This window comes from Streptacidiphilus jiangxiensis (genome assembly GCF_900109465.1).
In the GTDB taxonomy this organism is placed as follows: domain Bacteria; phylum Actinomycetota; class Actinomycetes; order Streptomycetales; family Streptomycetaceae; genus Streptacidiphilus; species Streptacidiphilus jiangxiensis.
The window spans coordinates 1-15,680 of the sequence record NZ_FOAZ01000002.1 but is presented as its reverse complement, the minus strand read 5'-3'; the positions used below and the strand labels follow the sequence as shown (position 1 = coordinate 15,680).

Genomic DNA, 15,680 nt, shown 5'->3' with positions numbered 1-15,680 from the left:
TTCCGTTCTGGGCGCCGAAAACAGCGGTGGGTTCGGTTCTGCCTGGCTACCCGCGTGCACAGACGTTTCGCGCACGCTGTCCGGGCGCGTCGTGGCGGTGTCGGGCATGCGGTGCGGCCGGCCCGGTCGCGTAGCCGGTCGGCCGCACCCCACGGGGGTTACAGGGTCTTGGTGAGGCGGTCGGCCAGGAGGCGGGTGAAGCGGGCCGGGTCGGGCAGGTCGCCGCCTTCGGCGAGCAGGGCCGCGCCGTGGATCAGTTCGGCGGTCTGCGCGAGCGCCGGATCGTCGCTGTTGGTCTCGTGCGCCTCGCGCAGGCCGGTGATGAGGGGGTGGGTGGGGTTGAGCTCGAGGATCCGCTTGACGGTGGGCAGGTCCTGGCCCATGGCCCGGTACATCTTCTCCAGGGTGGGGGTCAGGTCGTGGGCGTCGCCCACGAGGCAAGCCGGGGAGGTGGTGAGCCTAGTGGACAGGCGAACCTGCTTGACGTGCTCGTCCAGGGTGGTCTGCAGCCAGGCGAGGAGAGCGGCAAAGTCCTGCTTCTGCCGGGCCTTGTTCGCCTTAGCCTCCTCGCTGTCCTCGGTGTCGGTGTCGGTGTCGTCGAGGTCGACCTGGCCCTTGGCGATGGACTGGAAGCGGTGGCCGTCGAAGGCGGGGACCTGGTCGGTCCAGACCTCGTCGACGGGGTCGGTGAGGATGAGGACCTCGTAGCCCTTGGCGGTGAGGGCCTCCATGTGCGGGGAGTTCTCCACCATGGCGCGGTTCTCGCCGGTCAGGTAGTAGATGGTGTTCTGGCCGTCCTTCATCCGGGAGACGTACTCGCGCAGCGTGGTCGTCTTCTCCGGGTCGTGCGTGGAGGCGGCCGAGACCAATTCCAGCAGGGCGTCGGTGTTGTCGCGGTCCTCGATCAGGCCTTCCTTGATCACCCGCCCGAACTGTTCCCACACCTTGAGGTAGGTGTCGGTGTTGGTGGTCTGCAGGTTTTTGATCGCGCCGAGGACCTTCTTGACGAGGCGTCGGCGCACGGCGGTGATCTGGCGGTCGTGCTGGAGGATCTCGCGGGAGACGTTCAGGGACAGGTCGTGGGCGTCGACGACGCCCTTGACGAAGCGCAGGTAGTTCGGCATCAGCGCGTCGCAGTCGTCCATGATGAACACCCGCTTGACGTACAGCTGCACGCCGCGCTTGGTGTCGCGGGAGAACAGGTCGAACGGCGCGTGGGCGGGGAGGAACAGCAGCGCCTCGTACTCGAAGGTGCCCTCGGCGCGCATGTGGATGGTCTGCGCGGGGTCCTGCCAGTCGTGGCTGATCTGCCGGTAGAACTCGTGGTACTCCGTCTCGCTGACCTCCGCGCGGGGGCGGGCCCACAGGGCCTTCATCGAGTTCAGGGTCTCCAGCGTGCCTGCGGTTTCGCCGTCGGTGTCGATGCTGCTGTCGGCGTCATCTTCGGTGCCGGTGCCGGTGGCCTGGGTGGCCATGCGGATGGGCCAGCGGATGAAGTCGGAGTACTGCTTGACGATCTGGCGGATCTTCCAGGCGGCCAGGTAGTCGCCGAGGCCGTCCTCGCTGTCCTCGGCCTTGAGGTGCAGGGTGACGGTGGTGCCGACGGGCAGGTCGGTGGCGTCGGCGATGGTGTAGGTGCCCTCGCCGTCGGATTCCCACACGGTGCCCTGGTCGGTGCCGGCGCGGCGGGTGTGGAGGGTGACCTTGTCGGCGACCATGAAGGCGGAGTAGAAGCCGACGCCGAACTGCCCGATCAGGCTGGCCGCGTCGGTGTCCGTGTCCTTGTTCTCCTTGGCTTCCTTGATCTTGGCTAGGAGCCCGGCGGTGCCGGACTTGGCGATGGTGCCGATCAGGTCGACGACGTCGTCGCGGGTCATGCCGATGCCGTTGTCCCGCACGGTCAGGGTGCGGGCGTCGCTGTCGGTTTCCAGGGTGATGTGGAGGTCGGAGGTGTCGGCGTCGAGGTCGGGGTTGGTGAGGGATTCCAGGCGGAGCTTGTCGAGGGCGTCGGAGGCGTTGGAGATCAGCTCGCGCAGGAAGATGTCCTTGTTCGAGTAGATCGAGTGGATCACCAGCTGTAGCAGTTGGCGGGTCTCCGCCTGGAACTCGAGCGTCTCGGTCGTGCTGGCCACGGAAGCGTCTCCTTGATGTGGTGGAAGTTGGTGCGGGGGAAAAGTCGGTCAGGTTCGAGGGGCCCCGGGCGGGGAGGCTCTGCCCGGACACGGGGTCTCAGACGTGGCTGAGGGGCTGGTATGGCTGGTCGGGTTTGGTTCGGCCGGGGCGGGCGGTGCCGTAGCAGGACAGGAAGAGCTTCCAGCCGTCGCGGCATTCCAGGGTGGCGCCGTAGCGGACGGCGGGCGGGTTGGGGCGCAGGCTGTACCGGTCGGCCCGCACGACGCCGCTGGAGGGGTCGTCCGCGCCGGTGGCGGTGGCGACCAGGGCCTGTTCGACGTGGGCCACTGGGACCGATGTGCCGGTCAGGTCGGGCACCTCCACGGCAGTGGCGTCGATGTCGCCGCTGTCGGCTGTGGTGGCGGTGGCCGGTGCCGGCCCGCTGGCGCCGGTGATGCTCCACCACACCCGGCCGCCATCGGTGAGGGTGACGGTCAGTCCGTAGGGGCTGTCGTCGTCGCGTTTGGCGGCGTCGGCGATGCCGGGGATCGCGGGGGTGCGCTCGATCAGCAGCTGCTGGAGTTCGGAAGGCGTCATAGGTCATCGGGAAAGGGGTCGAAGGGGTCGGAGGCGGGAACGGTTTCCCGCTATGCGGGGGTCAGGGCCGGTGTGGTGCGCGACCGCGGCACAGTGGGGGAGCAGGTGACGGTGAGGCGGTGGCCGGCTCGGGTGGCGCGGGTCTGTACTTCGGCCAGGGCGTCGATCGCGGCCTGGTCGTAGAACGTGGCTCGGGTCAGGTCGAGGGTGAGGTGCCCGGCCTGCGGCAGTTGGTCCTCGATCTGCCGGCAGAGCTGGCCCACGGTGTGGAAGTCGATCTCACCGCGCACCGTGAGCGTCTGTCCGGGGTGTGGTCCGGTCTGGGCGCGGGGGTGGAGGGCGGCGCGCAGCGGCCGGGTGAGCGGCATCGGTTGCCTCCTGCACGGATTCGGTTTCGGGTTGCGTTCTGGCGGCGGTTGGGCGGGTGTCAGCTGGCGGCGGCGTAGACGCGGCGCGGATCCTTGGGGGTCTGGGTGACTGTGTGGTCGGGGTGTTGGGGGTGGTCGTGCCAGAAGTCGGCGGCGGTCTGCAGCGCGCTCCACAGGGCGTGGGCCCGGACGCGGGCGGGCGCGAGGGTGAGCGGGTCCGCGGTGTGGGCGGCCTGGTCGATGTAGTCGAGGATTCCGCGCACCGCGTCCTCCACGCTGTCGTGCAGTTGCCGGGCGTGGGGGTGACCGGCGGCGATCGCGTCGCGGATGCGGTCGCGCAGGAACCAGGTCAGCTTGGCCAGGCTGCCGGCGGTGAACGGATCCCGGCTGACGCTGACCGGGATGCCGCCGGTGGTCATGGGGTGGGGGTGCGGCGCTGCCGGGTGTTGTCGGCGCGCAGCTGATCGGTGCGGGCGGTGAGCTGGTCGAGCCGGTCGGCGATCTTGGGGTGGCCGGCCTCGACCAGGTGGGGGCGGGCTTCGGCGAGCGGGGCGAGCAGGCGGGCGGGGTCGTTGTCGCCGAGCGCGTCCAGCAGGCGCTCTATGGCGGGTGCGGCGCTGGTGGTGAGGTCGTCCAGGGCGCCGATCTGGCCGGCGAGGCGGCGCAGGTCGGCGGCGTTGTCGCGGGCCCAGCCGGTGACCGCGCGGTCGGCGGCGCGCTGGTCGCGGGCGGCCTTGACGCGCTGCTCGCCGGTGCTGCCCGCGGTCGTGCCCGCCGCCTGGTCGGGGCGCAGGCGCAGGTAGCGGCGCTCGGCGGCCTGGCGGGACTGCACGCCGAGGGGTTCGGCGAGGTCGGCCCAGGTGGCGCCGGCGGTGCGGGCGGTTTCGATCAGGCCGGTCTCCCAGCCGGCGAGTTCCTCGCGCACGTGCCGCAGCAGCATCAGTGCCGCGAGGGCCTGGCGGGGGTCGTCCTGGTCGCTGGTGTCGGCGGGTGCGTGGCGGGCGGTGCGGGCGGCGGCGTCCATCATGCCCAAAGCGGCGGCGGCGGCCAGGAACGAGGCCGGTCCGGCCTCGCCGGTGTGGTCGTGCACGTCCATGCTGGTCACTCTTTCGCTGACAGCGTGTTTGTCATCGTCTGGACGACATGCTACAACGGTTTCCGTCGCACCGACACCGGCGCGACGCAAGGAGAAGTCCCTGTGGACCGGAGGTGTCCGACGATGTTCATGCGCACTGCGGTGACCCGCCAGGTGGACCCGACGGTCCGGACGACTCGGCCGGGCTCCGTGTCCTGGCCGGCGCCGATCCCCGTGGACGCCTGGCGCGAGGGCGGCCGGTTCGTGATCGCGCTCGACCTGCCCGGCATCCCGGCCGAGGCCGTGGATGTGGAGGTGACCGGCCGGCTGGTGACGGTGCGGGCCGAGCGCCGCCCCGCCCAACTGGGCCAGGGGGCGCGCGTCGAGGCGAGTGAGCGCCGGCACGGGGTGTTCGCCCGCCGGATCGAGCTGGCCGACACTCTCGACCCGGGCCGCCTTCAGGCTGCTCTGGGCGACGGCGTCCTGACCCTGACCGTGCCGGTCAAGCAGGTTGCGAAGCCCCGCAGGATCACCGTGCAGGGCTCCGCGGGCACGCAGCCGCGCCCCAAGCAGGACGCCACGGCCCCCGCCGCGGCGTGAGCACCCTGACCGAGGCCCCGTGCCGACACAAGGCCGGCCCGCCGCCTGGGCGGCGTGCCGCGAAGCGCCCGCGCGGAGCGGCCGTGGCGGGTGTCGTGTCCGCGAACGGCGAGGTGGATCTGGCCACCGCGCCGGACCTGCGCGCCCGGCTGCTGCAGGCGGTCCGCCGCCATCCGGCCGGGATCGTGGTCGACCTGTCGGGCGTGACGTTCGCCGACTGCCGGGCCGTGGCCGCGCTGGTCGCCGCCCGCAACCTCGCCGCCGAGCTCGGCCGCCCCAGGCCGGTGCTGCGCGGCACCCCGCCGCTGGTGGCCCGGCTGCTCAAGGCCACCGGCACCCATCACCTGTTCACCCACCACGCGTAACCATCCCTGAAGTGTCGTCCATCAAGCGACACGAAGAACTTGTCACTTCCTGGACGACGTGCTATCACGGATGTGTGAGCGCGTCGATGTTGCAACCGGATTCGACGAGGAGGCTCGACGATGTTGATGCGCACTGACCCCTTCCGCGAGCTGGACCGGCTCACCCAGCAGATGTTCGGCACGACCGGAACCTGGTCGCGACCGTCCGCGATGCCGATGGACGCCTGGCGCGACGGCGACACGTTCTACGTCCAGTTCGACCTTCCCGGCATCAGCCCGGACGCGATCGACCTGGACGTGGAGCAGAACGTGCTCACCGTCAAGGCCGAACGCCGCCCCACCCAGCGCGGCGACGGCGCCGAGGTCCAGGTCTCCGAGCGGCCGCTGGGAGTGTTCTCCCGGCAGCTGTTCCTCGGCGACACCCTCGACACCGACCACATCTCCGCCGCCTACGAGGCCGGCGTGCTGACCCTCACGATCCCGGTCGCCGAGACCGCCAAGCCCCGCAAGATCCAGATCAGCGGCGGCAGCGACCGCAAGGAACTCCAGGCCTGACCTGGCCCTCAGGCCTGGACGCGGGAAAGGGAGAACGGCCGTGCGGGCGGAACAATCCCCCCGGCGCCCGCACGGCAACCCCTCACCGCACCCGGGCATCCCACGACTCCAGGCCCGTCCCCCCGTCGGGCCTGGTGCCCCATAGGAAACGGTGTCGCGCGGACCACGCACATCCCCCCGGTCGGTCCGCGCGACACCCCGACTCCTCTGCGAGGCAGCCACCATGACCTGGCAGACGTACACCACCGAGGCCGTGGACGTGGACGAGGCCTTCTGGGAGCTGGTCTGGTCCGATCCCGACCTTCTGGCTTCCGACCTGCGGGACCTGGCCGAACACGACTGCGTGCCGCCCCCGCCGGACCGCATCCCGCCGACCGACCGCCCCGCGGGGACGCCCCCGTGGCTTGTCCGCCCCGCCTGGGATATCCCGAAGTGGCCCCCGTCGGGCGCGCACCGTGCGCCCTCGGCGGCGTCGGGGAGGGTGCGAAGTCCTCCGGCCAGGGCTGATACGGGTCGAAGACCTGTCAGGGCGGTGTGAGGGAGGTGGCCATGGGCAGCCGGACCGAGGCGTTGCGGGTGCTTGGACTGGGGCCGGGAGCCGGCCCGGAGCAGATCACCCGCGCCTACCGGGCCTGGCACCCGGACGCCAATCCCGACCCCGCCTCCCCCGCCCGCCTCGCCGAGATCGTCGCCGCCTACCGCCTGCTCAGACCGGCGGCACAGGATCGGATCCGACCACAGGAACTGACACCGGAACGGGCCCAAGCACGATCTTGGCCCATGCGGGAGCCGGCCCGGCCGCGTGGCGCCACCGTGGTGGCCGGACCGGTCCGCATCCACACCCTGCCCGGCGACTGAACGTCCGGGGCAGGGCCCCGGCCCCGGGCTGGGAGGTGAAACAACCGATGATCACCGAACTCGCGGTGGAACGGGTGGAGTTCACCTGCGGCCACTGCTGGCACCAGTGGAGCTGCGACTACGACGTCCAGCGCTACACCGACGACACCAGCCAGGATTGGGAGTACTTCGCTCTCGACGGTCACCCGGCCGAGTCCCCCTACACCCCCAGCGGCGCGCAGCCCTGTCCCGGCTGCGGCCGCCACTGGGTCGGCCGCATCCTTGCCCGCCGCCCCGTCCTCACTCCACCGGGCGCGGACGGCCGGCCCCGCGAACAGGTCACCGACCCGGTGGGTCACCGCGCCGAGCGCCACCACGCCCCGATGCTCGGCGCCCACACCCACCGCCAACCGGACCAGCTGGGCCCGCCCGCCATCGATGACGCGGTTCCCGACCCGGCGCGGCCTGCACCGGACCGGAGCCGGCCATGACCGGCGTCCGCAGCCCGCACCAGGCCGCGGCCTCCGCGGCCGAGCAGGTCCGCAGCCTCGGCGAACTCACCGCCCGGCCCGGCTGCTACCCCTACCCCATCGACGCCCACCACACCCTCGGTGCCCTCGCCGGGATGCTCGAACAGCTTCCCCTGACCCTCCACCAGACCGCCGCGGCGATCAACGCCATGCCCGCCGAGCATCTCGCCGTCCTGGACGACCCGCCCATCCCCTCACTGATCCAGGCCGCCGTGGCCACCGAACTCGGCCACGCGATCGCCGCCCTCGAACAGGCCGCCACCCACCTGCGCAAAGCCCAGCACACCGCCGCGGAACTCCTCTACACCGGCCCCACCCCCGGATCATGACGACGGACACACCTCACCCGCACGAGTGGAGCGCCGCCCGCCCTCGCGCGCGGTGGCGGCACCCCACTGCCACCACACGACATGATCATCGCCGGGCCGGCGGTCACCCGCAGCCCTGGCGACCAAGGAGCACGGCAAAGGAAGGGAGACCGGTGGTGGCGATCGCGATGGCCGATGTCCGGGAGTGGCGCATGCACGACGTCGTCGACGCCGACGGCAAGAAGATCGGCACGCTCGAGTCGGTGTATGTGGACACCGCCACCGACGAGCCCAGTTTCGGCACCGTCACCGTCGGCCTGCCCACCCGCCACCGTCTGGTGTTCGTGCCGCTGGACGGCGCCCTGGTCGGGCCCAGCTACCTGAAGGTCGCCTACCCCAAGTCCCAGGTGAAGGACGCGCCGGCGATCGACACCGACGCAGTGCTACCCGCCGAGGAAGAACCCGCGGTCTTCGCCCACTACGAACTGCCCTACACGCCCGGAGCGGGCGGCGAACGCCGCCTCGCCCGACGCTGACCAACCCAAGGGAAGGCCCCCAAGCCATGGTCCTCGTGCTGCTGCTCATCCTGGCGGCCGTCGCGCTCGGCATCATCGGCGCGGTCGCCAAGGGCCTGTTCTACCTCCTCATCATCGGTGTGATCGTCTTCCTCGCCGCCCTGCTCCTGGGCGGGCTCAGAGTCCGCCACGGCGCCCGGCGACCCACCCGCTGACCCCATCGCTTGCCGGGCCTCCTCCAAGCCGGTGACGATCCTGGGAGCGGCGCGTTCCTCCAGCGGGCTCCCGCCAGGCCCCGGGGCCAAGAGGCCGCCGGACGGCCCCAGGTCCTGGCGCGCGGTCACTGATCGGAGTAGCTGAGGTCTCCGACGGTCCAGCTGTTGATGTCCTCGATGCGGATGCGATACATGCCGCCGGTGTGGGGCAGCCCGTAGCTGCCCTGCAGGATCCGCGCCAAGTGCAGATGCAAGTGGGTCGGCCGTCCGCTCTCGTCCCGGTCGGCGGCGTGCTGCGCCTCGGCCGCGGCGAAAGGCGCGGAGAACGGCTTGAGGTGTTCCGACGCTTCGAGGACCTCGGCGACACGCTCGCGCCACAGACTTTCCGGGGCGAGCCTGCCCGTGATGACAGCGCCGGGTACGACCACGGTGAGTGGCATCTGGTTGCTGTGCTCGGACTCCACCATCGCGGCGATGTCGGCGAGCAGCCCATCGGGTTTCGACATGGCGCCAGATTTTAGTGCGCCGGGGCACCCCTTTCGCAGGGACGCTGCGTGTCAATCCCGGCGGTCGTGCCGCGGGCCCTTGATCCCGGGACAGGGGGTCCAGGCGGGAGGTTAGCTCTCTCGTTGCCGATGCAAAATCTATGCTCGCTGGAGTAGACATTGGCTTTGCCGGCGGTTAATGTTTCTGTCGTAGTCAGCAGTCGGGCACACCCGCCAGACACGAACTGGCGGTACGCAGGACAGAAGTTCGCACGACGGTCCGGCAGCAGAGTTCCGAAGCCAGGCAAGCGCAGGAAGGGCGACGGGGCTGGCTGCCGGACCGGGCGGCCCGCGGTTCTTCAGGGGCCGCCGCCTTGCAGTTACAGAAGTGCCCGCAGTCACGAAAACCAGAGCAGGGAACCCGGCAAAGGCGCCATGACTGCGGGCGCGCGTGCCGGACAGCATCGACAGCAGTGGTCACCGCGCTCGGACGGCCGGCGGCCAACGGCCCAGCCGCAAGGCAGGACCGGCAGTACCAAGATTTCCCCCGTCAGCACGAGATGGACGAAGGAGGGCGCAGGCGCCATCAGGATCGCCCGGCCGGTGAACACGCGCCCGGGCGGATACCGCAGACCCCAAGGCAAGGACGGTGGTTTCCGGTCACGCTTACGCGATCCCCGCACGCCCCCTCCCCCCGGGCGGTGCGGAAGAACAGGACCGGCTCAGGCCGGTAGATGGTGATGTATCCCTTCGGGGCCCCGGGCCAAGCGGTCCCGGGGCCCCTCGACGCGTTCTCGCGAGAACCAGAGAGGTGCAGTGACTCCCACGACCAGCCCCGACTCCGCCAACACCTTCGACGACGACGACTACCCCGCCTACACCATGGGCCGCGCCGCCGAGATGACCGGCACCACCCCCGGATTCCTACGAGCGCTCGGCGAACACCGCCTGATCACCCCAATGCGCTCCGACGGCGGCCACCGCCGCTACTCCCGCTACCAACTGCGCCTGGCCATGCGCGCCCGCGACCTGGTCAACCAGGGCACCGCCATCGAGGCCGCCTGCCGCATCGTCATCCTGGAAGACCAACTCGAAGAAGCCCTACGCATCAACGAACAACTGCGCCATGCCAGCAGCGAGCAGGACCCCACCACCGGTGCCTAACAGCGCACCATAAGCGCCCCTTCCTGGGGAGGAAGACGACCCGTCCTCCGGCTACGCGGGCCCGCCGGCCCCGCGATCAGTCGGAGGGAGGCTTCTGCAGCAGCCGCAGGCATGGTCCCCGACTGGTCCGGATCGGCGAGGAGTTCGGCTTCTCCGGGGGCGGATTGGACGGCCTGGCCAGCAAGCACGACGCGGCAATGCGGTCGGTGGACGGCGGCAGGAAAAGCCTCGGCGCAGGTAGAGGCCTCCGTCGGCCAGGCTTGTGGGGCGACGAGGCGGTCCCACTGCCGGGAGTCTGTCGCCCGGGTCCCCATGCGGCCGAGCGACACCCCTTGCGTCGCGATCACTGGCTTGCTCCCGTCGCCGACCGCGTCTAATGAGTGAACAGAAAGACTTGACAGGGAATGCTGCAGTTGTGAGCACTGCTCGCGCGTCGCTGGCGCGCCCAGCGTGTGGCGGGTGGCGTTCGACCGGGACGCGCTGACCTGGACCGGGGAGCCGGCCTGGTTCGCGACCTGGCCGACGCTGCAGCGGGCGTTCTGTCCGAAGTGCGGCTCGCATCTGGCCTCGGCCGCGGACGGCGCACCGACGATCTCGCTGACCGGAGCAGGGCTGGACGACCGGACCGGCGCGGACCTCGTCCCGTGCGGGCACAGCTTTCGTGACCTTGCCCCGACATGGATGAGCATCACGCTGGCCCCCGAGCCGCAGCCGCGGTAACACCAGGCGGTCGGGGGCCGACGCGACACAGTCCGGCAGGCCACGCTGGAGACCTCGGACCGGTAGCGGCGAACGCCCCGCCGGGGTGCGAAAACGCTGTGGGCCGGGACCGATGTCGGTCCCGGCCCACAGCGTGTGCGGGGGATCAGGGGCAGGAGTCGAGGACGGCTTCTAGCATCGCCCTGGTGGCGGCGAGTGCCTCAGCCAGTCCCTGGGCCTCGCGGACGGTGGGGGCGACGATGTCGGTCCAGTCCAGGCCAAGGCAGGGCCACGTGCCGAGCAACTCGTCGCCGGTGGGAAAGCCCATACGCGCGCTCACCCGTACCTCGCCGCCGTGAATGGTCCAGGTGAGAGCGATCAGCCCCGGCGGCAGGGGCTCGTGGTCGAGGGGAAGCCAGACGGCGTTGAGCCTTCCGGCGACGGCGCGGACGAGAGCGCCTCCGGATCCGGGCGGCATCGGATCGCGGCAGACCGCGGCGAGGGCGAAGCGTCGGTTGGGGGCGAGAACGGGCACCAGAGGCACGGGTGAGCCTTTCGGGGCGGTCAGCTTGCGAGCGCCGGTTGGGTGGGCGGGGCGGCGGTCACCGCAGGGAGAAGGCCGACCGGTCCTGGGCGCGGGTCTCGTGGATGAGTCCGGCGTCGATGAGCCGGGCCAAGGCGTCGCTGGTGTCGGAGTTGCTCAGGTCGAGTGCGTCGCGGACCTGCTCGTAGCGGGCGGCGGGGTGCTTGGCCAGGAAGGCCAGGGTGCGGATGGCGTCCCGATGCGTGCCGCGCTGGTGGCCCAGGGTCACGCCGACGCTCACGGACGTCGCGAGGACGGTCGTGAAGGAGGGCTCGGCGAGGGCGAGGCCGAGGCTGAGGGCTGTCGCGCAGTATCCGGCGACGTCGATGAGGCGGACGGAGCGGTACGCGCTGGTGTCGTTCACGGGGGGTCCGTTCGTGTTGTTGGGGCAGGGGAGCGACATGGTGTGTCGGTCTGTCAGGGCGTGGGCGGCAGCAGGGCTGCCAGGAATGCGGCGACGGCCTGGCTCGGGGTGTCCGGGCCGAACTCCTGGGTCCAGGCAGGCCCATCGGTGGGATGGACGTGGAGCTCCCAGATGATGCGGCGGGCCCAGGCCGAGGCGTCCTCGGGGAGCCAGGCCAGGTAGATGCGCCCGTCGGGGCTGGTGGCGTGGATGTTGCCCAGTGGGGTGGCAACCACGGCCCAGCCGCAACGGGCGATCAGCTCCAGTACGGCGGTGGCCTCGTGGTCGGCGGCCAGCGGGTCGGGCTGCTCAAAGGTGGTGGATGAGGCGGGAACGAGCGTGCCTGCGGAGGAGGCCATGGTGCAGGGATCCCTTCGTTGACCTGCGCTTTCGTCGGACACCCGTACGTTGGCATGCTCCTGGCCACATGTCGTAGCGGTATTCGGCGCCGACCTGTCTGCCGTGGGCGAATCGGGCGCCGGGGCAACGGTGATCTTGCCCGGTAGCCGGGTCCGGCCAGTCGCGCCGGGCCTACCCGCAACCATCCCTGCAGAGTCGAAGGGGTGGCGGGAGTCATGCCGCCACCTGCCCTCGTGGGTCCTGGTGGGAGAACTTCAGGGTGGGCACGTTGGCGCGGGACCGTGCTTGGGTGGACGCCTCAGCTTCCGCGCGCCACTGGGCGAAAGCGGCGGCCCGATGGTGGATCTTCGCGGTGCGCAGCCCATCCAGGGTCAGGTGGTAACGGATCAGCTCGCCGGAGTTGTCCTGCGCGAGGACTTCCTCAGCCGCCAGGAACCGGAGCCGGTCGCGCAGGTTGTTCTCCCTGATCCCCGCGGGCATCGCGACAAGCAACTCCTTGACCAGGAGGGGGCCGTCGGCAAGGCCGATGATGACGTGCGTGGTGTGGACCTTGCTGAGCACCTTCATCGCCCTCTCAACCCGGACTACCGCGGTCATGTCGCGCCCGGGATTGGTGCGGTGCCGCGCCCACTGATCCACCGCACGCAGCACGGGAACCGCCGCGCGCCCGGCGGCGGTGAGCTGCCAGGTGGGGCGGTCATGTGCGTCGGCTTCGATCAGGCCCGCCTCCCGCATCATCCGCAGCCGGTAGCTGAGGGTGCTGGGGTTGCCGTCCGCGATGCGGGCCAGCAGCGCGGCGTGATCGGCCGGCCCGGCCTGCAGCTGCTGGATGACCCGTGCGGTCATCGTCGGCGCCAGCACGGACATCGCACCGTGGATGACGTCTGCGGGCGCGGGGAGGTTCGGCGAGACCGGGAGGCGAAGCGGGATGGTCAGGGCACGCACGGCGGTACTCCGATCAGAGCGAGGGACAGGACGGGTGGGCGCGGTCATCGGCGCGGGGCGGCGGTCACTTGCGAAGCCGTGGCTGATGTGGCCGGCACAGGCCGGACCGGGGCGTGGCGCGTCGCCAGGTTGGGTGAGACGGCACGGGCGGCGCGCGCCCTGGCACCGGCCGGGGCGGGCGCCGCCCTCAAGGCTGTGAGCCGGGCCCCAGCGGCGCGGTAGACCGCAAGGTCCAGGCGGGGCCCCGCAGCCAGGAGGTAGACCTCACGGGCGTAGGGGGAGTTCCTGGGGGCCGGGCGCTCGGTGTACACCATCCGCCACCCGCCGTCGGCGCCACGCAGGCGCAGTTTGCGGCAGCCCCGCAGGTCCACCTCGCCGTGCTGCTGGAGCATCGGGCCGGCGAAGTCGCCCCAGACCAGGCCGCGCAGCACCTCCACGGCCTGGTCCAGGACGTCGGCGGGCAGATCGTACAGGTCCTCCACGGCGTCCGGATGCGCGGAGAACGCGAACCTGGGCGCCCCCGGCCGCAGGTCCGGGACCGGGTGGAACGGCTGCAGCGGCACCGATGACATCACGGCTGACCCCGCGTTCACGCGGTCTCGCCCAGCCGCGCAGCCCGAGGAGCCTGGGGCATGGGCGGGGCGACGGGCAGGGAGTCGTGCTCGGTCTCCTGCGGCGGCGCGAGCACGCGGTGGGTGGGCCGGGAGGGATCGGTGGTGCACGCGGCGAACGGCCCGTCGGGGGCGCGGAGGCGGTCCATGACGGGGAAGAAGACATCGCGCAGCCATGTCACCGGCCCCAACAGCCCGGCGTCGCCGGCGGTGAGCTGCTGCCAGCCCAGCCACAGCATGTGCAGCATGCCGACGGCGTCGGGGTGGTCGGGCCAACGGGTGCACCAGGGGCGGGTCGCGGTGACCTCGGCGCCGAAGGCGCCGAGGACGATCTCGTCGACCCACACCGTCATCGCCTCGACCTCGGCCGCGTAGGCGTCGGGCTCGAAGGAGTGGATCGACAGCTCGCCGGACTGCCCGGGCAGCCCCATCGCCCCGCCCATGCCGGCGGCGGCGGGGGAGGCGGCGGCGAGGTGCTCGACGAGCTGCGCCGTCATCCGGGTCTGCGCGGTGGTGGCTGTGGCGAGCTGGGAGATCGCGGTCGGCATCTGCGACAGCGCGCGCCAGATCCGCTCGACGTCGGCCGCGGTGACGGTGGCGGGGCTGTCGTGGCGGGAGGAGCGGTTGGCGGGGGGCGTGCTGGGCATGGGCGGGCCTCCGAGGGTCTGCACGGTCTCGTGCTTCGACCCTGGCGGCCCGCTTGGTAATGGCCGTTACCAGATCTTGTGGTACGTTGCCCGCCCTTCACCGGGGCGAGTGGCTGTCCCACGCGCGGTGGAGGAACCCTGGTGTGGGGTCAGACCTGGTTCACGTAGATCTTCGACCCGTCGTGGAAGGAGAGGGTCAGGCCGTGGCCGATCTTCGGCGGCTCGGCGCGGCGCGAGTACAGGTCGATGGCCGCGATCTCGCCCGGATCGGCGGCCAGGAGCGCGGCGGCGAGCGCGGCCTCCAGATGCTCGGGTGTGCCTTCCTGGGCGGTGGCCGGCTCGGGTGGGGCCGGCTTGTCCCCGAGGACCGGCTCGGCTTCGGGCTAGTCGAACCTGTCCCCGGGCGCCGAGGTCGCGACGATCTGCCACTGGCTGGTCTTCCCGCCGGACGTCAAGCTCACCCCACGGGGGTGCTTGGCGTTCCCTGCTTCGGCGAAGACAGCCGCGGTGACGCTGGGGATCGTCTGCGCAGCGACGAGGAGGGTGTGTTCGAATCGATCGGGACGCATGGGTCGGAGGCCATCCAGCCCGGCCGCGCCGGGCGGGCAGCGTCACCCGCCAGGACCAGACCAGCATCGCGGTGCGGTCGGTTGCGTGCACCGGCAGGGCAGCGGCGGGCGCAGCAGGCGAAGCGCGTGGGCGGCCTGCTGGGGGACGACGCCGTTGCCCAGCGCGGTCAGCTGGGCGGGCCGGGACAGGCCCGGGGTGGCGGTAACCCAGCCCGCGGGCAAGCCCATGACCCACTCGACGAACTCCGGGGCGAGGCGCCCGCGATCATCGGTCGGCGCCGGAGCGGGCCGAGTGGCTCGCTCCCAGCGGGCGACGGCTTCGGCGTACGGTCCCCACCGGCTCTTGCCGCCGATGGCGTCCCCGGCGGTGGCTCCTCGCCCTGGGGATTCCACAGCGGCAGCACCACCTGCGACAACGGCGGGCGGAAGCCCTCCCCGGCCCGGCGCCCCGGCGTGCCGCTGTCGCTGGCCCTGGGGGTCGGCAGCAGCTGGGCGGTCGCCGACGCGAGGGTCAGATCGCCCTTGCTGCCGCGCTGATTCGGGCCGCTGTGGGTGCCGTCGCTGGCCCTCGGCGTCGGCAGCAGCCCGCCCGTCGGCGCCGGTATGAGGTGCTCGACCTCGTCCTGCAGGTTCGGGCCGTGTCCGCCCGAGCGCCGTTTGTCCGGATGCTGCGAGCCCCCGTTCGAACCGAGGTTGCTGGTCGGGGTCTTGAGCAGCGTCACTACATGCCCCAGGTCCTCCCGACCGGCATCGGGGCCCTTCGCGTCCCGGGCCTTCGGGGTCGGCAGCCCAGGCGGCAAGGAAGATCCGCTCGCGGCGGTGGGGAGCACCGACGTCGGACGCGCGTACGCACGTCCAGCGTGCATCGAACCCGAGGTCGGCCAGGTCACCGAGTACGGCACCCAGTGCCCGCAGAGCAGGCTCGCCTCCAGCGTCTCCCACACACCACGGGCACGGCTCCAGATCGCCGTCGGCCGGGTGGACGGCCGCATCGGCGGAGAGGATTCCTCGGACGTTCTCGATCACCACCTTGTTGACTGCACTAGGGCGCGTATCGAGTCGTGATCAAGAAGGGGCTTCGACGAACTCTCTGATCCAGATCATCGAGGCGCGTAAGTGGAGGCCGGCGAGGTAGCT

The 15,680-nt window shown here is 71.4% G+C and carries 22 protein-coding genes and 1 pseudogene; 10 read left to right on the top strand and 13 right to left on the bottom strand.

Annotated features, from left to right (window positions below; all coding sequences use genetic code 11):
* Positions 1-158: 158 nt before the first annotated feature.
* From htpG to BMY61_RS03355, 5 genes are all read right to left on the bottom strand, one after another.
* Complete coding sequence (gene htpG / locus BMY61_RS03375) at positions 159-2,132, bottom strand: molecular chaperone HtpG (RefSeq protein ID WP_042448255.1); 1,974 nt, start codon at positions 2,130-2,132, stop codon at positions 159-161.
* A 97-nt stretch (positions 2,133-2,229) separates the two neighbouring features.
* Positions 2,230-2,709: a hypothetical protein gene (locus BMY61_RS03370; protein WP_042448253.1), complete on the bottom strand. Its 480-nt coding sequence runs from the start codon at positions 2,707-2,709 to the stop codon at positions 2,230-2,232.
* A 50-nt stretch (positions 2,710-2,759) separates the two neighbouring features.
* A complete protein-coding gene (locus BMY61_RS03365) occupies positions 2,760-3,077 on the bottom strand; it encodes an STAS domain-containing protein (RefSeq protein WP_042448249.1) in 318 nt (105 codons plus the stop codon).
* 59 nt (positions 3,078-3,136) lie between these two features.
* The gene (locus BMY61_RS03360) at positions 3,137-3,496 is read right to left on the bottom strand and encodes a hypothetical protein (RefSeq protein WP_042448247.1); all 360 of its coding nucleotides are present in this window, start codon (positions 3,494-3,496) and stop codon (positions 3,137-3,139) included.
* A complete protein-coding gene (locus BMY61_RS03355) occupies positions 3,493-4,173 on the bottom strand; it encodes a hypothetical protein (RefSeq protein ID WP_042448244.1) in 681 nt (226 codons plus the stop codon). Before BMY61_RS03355 ends, BMY61_RS03360 begins: the two co-directional genes overlap by 4 nt.
* 123 nt (positions 4,174-4,296) lie before the next feature.
* On the opposite strand from BMY61_RS03355, the gene BMY61_RS03350 reads away from it, so the two are divergent.
* The 8 genes from BMY61_RS03350 (at position 4,297) to BMY61_RS45850 (ending at position 8,077) form a co-directional block, all read left to right on the top strand.
* Positions 4,297-4,752, top strand: coding sequence for an Hsp20/alpha crystallin family protein (locus BMY61_RS03350; RefSeq protein ID WP_042448242.1), 456 nt, complete (start codon positions 4,297-4,299; stop codon positions 4,750-4,752).
* 83 nt (positions 4,753-4,835) lie between these two features.
* Positions 4,836-5,117 carry an STAS domain-containing protein gene (locus tag BMY61_RS03345; protein WP_042448674.1) on the top strand — a complete coding sequence of 94 codons (282 nt, stop codon included), beginning with the start codon at positions 4,836-4,838 and terminating at the stop codon, positions 5,115-5,117.
* Between the two features lie 120 nt (positions 5,118-5,237).
* Positions 5,238-5,672 (top strand): Hsp20/alpha crystallin family protein, encoded by a 435-nt coding sequence (locus BMY61_RS03340; protein ID WP_042448239.1) that lies wholly within the window; start codon positions 5,238-5,240, stop codon positions 5,670-5,672.
* A 549-nt stretch (positions 5,673-6,221) separates the two neighbouring features.
* Positions 6,222-6,530, top strand: coding sequence for a J domain-containing protein (locus BMY61_RS03330; RefSeq protein WP_042448235.1), 309 nt, complete (start codon positions 6,222-6,224; stop codon positions 6,528-6,530).
* A 47-nt stretch (positions 6,531-6,577) separates the two neighbouring features.
* Positions 6,578-7,000 carry a hypothetical protein gene (locus BMY61_RS03325; RefSeq protein ID WP_042448231.1) on the top strand — a complete coding sequence of 141 codons (423 nt, stop codon included), beginning with the start codon at positions 6,578-6,580 and terminating at the stop codon, positions 6,998-7,000.
* Positions 6,997-7,368 (top strand): hypothetical protein, encoded by a 372-nt coding sequence (locus tag BMY61_RS03320; protein ID WP_042448228.1) that lies wholly within the window; start codon positions 6,997-6,999, stop codon positions 7,366-7,368. Before BMY61_RS03325 ends, BMY61_RS03320 begins: the two co-directional genes overlap by 4 nt.
* Positions 7,369-7,535: 167 nt before the next feature.
* A complete protein-coding gene (locus BMY61_RS03315; protein ID WP_042448672.1) occupies positions 7,536-7,883 on the top strand; it encodes a PRC-barrel domain-containing protein in 348 nt (115 codons plus the stop codon).
* A gap of 26 nt (positions 7,884-7,909) precedes the next feature.
* Entirely contained in the window at positions 7,910-8,077 is a 168-nt protein-coding gene (locus tag BMY61_RS45850) for a hypothetical protein (protein ID WP_169791855.1), read from the top strand.
* 125 nt (positions 8,078-8,202) lie between these two features.
* Here BMY61_RS45850 and BMY61_RS03310 read toward each other — a convergent pair whose 3' ends face one another.
* The gene (locus BMY61_RS03310) at positions 8,203-8,583 is read right to left on the bottom strand and encodes a hypothetical protein (protein WP_042448225.1); all 381 of its coding nucleotides are present in this window, start codon (positions 8,581-8,583) and stop codon (positions 8,203-8,205) included.
* A gap of 795 nt (positions 8,584-9,378) precedes the next feature.
* Between BMY61_RS03310 and BMY61_RS03305 the strand changes: the two genes are divergently transcribed.
* Together BMY61_RS03305 and BMY61_RS03300 are read left to right on the top strand one after the other, a co-directional pair.
* Positions 9,379-9,726, top strand: coding sequence for a helix-turn-helix domain-containing protein (locus tag BMY61_RS03305; protein ID WP_042448222.1), 348 nt, complete (start codon positions 9,379-9,381; stop codon positions 9,724-9,726).
* Positions 9,727-10,137: 411 nt separating this feature from the next.
* Positions 10,138-10,446: pseudogene (locus BMY61_RS03300) on the top strand (GFA family protein); the annotation flags it as partial.
* 145 nt (positions 10,447-10,591) lie between these two features.
* Here BMY61_RS03300 and BMY61_RS03295 read toward each other — a convergent pair.
* The 7 genes from BMY61_RS03295 to BMY61_RS47375 form a co-directional block, all read right to left on the bottom strand.
* Positions 10,592-10,969, bottom strand: coding sequence for a hypothetical protein (locus tag BMY61_RS03295; RefSeq protein WP_052438725.1), 378 nt, complete (start codon positions 10,967-10,969; stop codon positions 10,592-10,594).
* 58 nt (positions 10,970-11,027) lie between these two features.
* Positions 11,028-11,372 (bottom strand): hypothetical protein, encoded by a 345-nt coding sequence (locus BMY61_RS03290; protein WP_042448216.1) that lies wholly within the window; start codon positions 11,370-11,372, stop codon positions 11,028-11,030.
* A gap of 53 nt (positions 11,373-11,425) precedes the next feature.
* Positions 11,426-11,770, bottom strand: coding sequence for a DUF317 domain-containing protein (locus BMY61_RS03285; RefSeq protein WP_042448213.1), 345 nt, complete (start codon positions 11,768-11,770; stop codon positions 11,426-11,428).
* A 214-nt stretch (positions 11,771-11,984) separates the two neighbouring features.
* Entirely contained in the window at positions 11,985-12,638 is a 654-nt protein-coding gene (locus tag BMY61_RS44710; RefSeq protein WP_161791257.1) for a winged helix-turn-helix transcriptional regulator, read from the bottom strand.
* A 122-nt stretch (positions 12,639-12,760) separates the two neighbouring features.
* Positions 12,761-13,288: a hypothetical protein gene (locus BMY61_RS03275; protein ID WP_042448666.1), complete on the bottom strand. Its 528-nt coding sequence runs from the start codon at positions 13,286-13,288 to the stop codon at positions 12,761-12,763.
* Between the two features lie 17 nt (positions 13,289-13,305).
* A complete protein-coding gene (locus tag BMY61_RS03270; protein ID WP_052438723.1) occupies positions 13,306-13,974 on the bottom strand; it encodes a DUF4913 domain-containing protein in 669 nt (222 codons plus the stop codon).
* Positions 13,975-14,585: 611 nt separating this feature from the next.
* Positions 14,586-15,485, bottom strand: a complete 900-nt coding sequence (locus BMY61_RS47375; RefSeq protein WP_244904195.1) for a hypothetical protein — start codon at positions 15,483-15,485, stop codon at positions 14,586-14,588.
* Between the last annotated feature and the right edge of the window lie 195 nt (positions 15,486-15,680).